The 929-nt window shown below is 62.8% G+C and carries 1 protein-coding gene; it reads right to left on the bottom strand.

The features are described 5' to 3' along the window. Positions 1-181: 181 nt before the first annotated feature. Positions 182-652: a nuclear transport factor 2 family protein gene (locus RM423_RS24920; protein ID WP_311425728.1), complete on the bottom strand. Its 471-nt coding sequence runs from the start codon at positions 650-652 to the stop codon at positions 182-184. Between the last annotated feature and the right edge of the window lie 277 nt (positions 653-929).

Below are 929 nucleotides of genomic sequence, written 5' to 3'. Positions count from 1 at the left end.
CGCAATCGAGACTTACATCGACGCCTGGAACGAACGCTGCCAGCCGTTCACCTGGACCAAGACCGCCGACGAAATCCTCACCAAAGCAACCGGCGGTCAAAGATCATCGTTCACGCGACACTAGGTGCCTGCAGAAAGCCGCAGTTAATTCGACGAGACACGCAGCCCGGCCCCTTGAGTGCTACAGCCCGAGGTCGCTCAACCCGGGGTGATCCGCCGGACGCGGCCCGGAAGCGTCCCAGTGAAACTTGCGCTCGGACTCTGTGATGGCCTGATCGTTGATGCTGGCGTGGCGATACCGCATAAGCCCTTCGGCGGTGAACTGCCAGTTCTCGTTTCCGTGGGACCGGAACCACTGGCCGGCGTCGTCGTGCCATTCGTAGGCGAATCTGACGGCTATGCGGTCCTCGGTGTAAGCCCAGAGTTCTTTGATCAACCGGTAGTCGAGCTCGCTCGCCCACTTCGCGGTGAGGAACTCGACGATCTGCTCACGGCCCTGCACGAACGTGTTCCGGTTACGCCACCAGCTGTCCACTGTGTAAGCCAGGGACACGGTCACGGGATCGCGGCCGTTCCATGCGTCTTCGGCCTTGCGAACCTTGACGATCGCGGTGTCTCGGGTGAAGGGAGGTACCGGTGGGCGGGTCTGCATGACGTCTCCTTCGGCCGACTGTTGGCGGCTGTTGGTAACAGCACCGCGCCAACCCTATCGATCGTGACAGGTCCGCCGGGAGCTCCAACACCACGGAAACAGGCTCCTGGCACAACGAGCTGCTGGCCTACTTCCACACCGGGCGGGGAATCGGGCCTTCGCCCCGAAAAGTGGACACGCGATTTGATTGTTATGCGGCCGGTCGTAGCGTAGCCGCGGTGGTGGTGTTCTCGTAGGTGATCGGGCTGCGGTAGCCGCAGGCGGAGTGCCGGCGGCG

Source organism: Jatrophihabitans lederbergiae (genome assembly GCF_031845305.1).
Lineage (GTDB): Bacteria > Actinomycetota > Actinomycetes > Mycobacteriales > Jatrophihabitantaceae > Jatrophihabitans_A > Jatrophihabitans_A lederbergiae.
This window is presented reverse-complemented; position numbering and strand designations above follow the sequence as displayed.

Excerpts from the sequence above, each read along its gene's own strand:
- RM423_RS24920 (WP_311425728.1), bottom strand. The coding sequence starts at position 652 with ATGCAGACCCGCCCACCGGTACCTCCCTTCACCCGAGACACCGCGATC.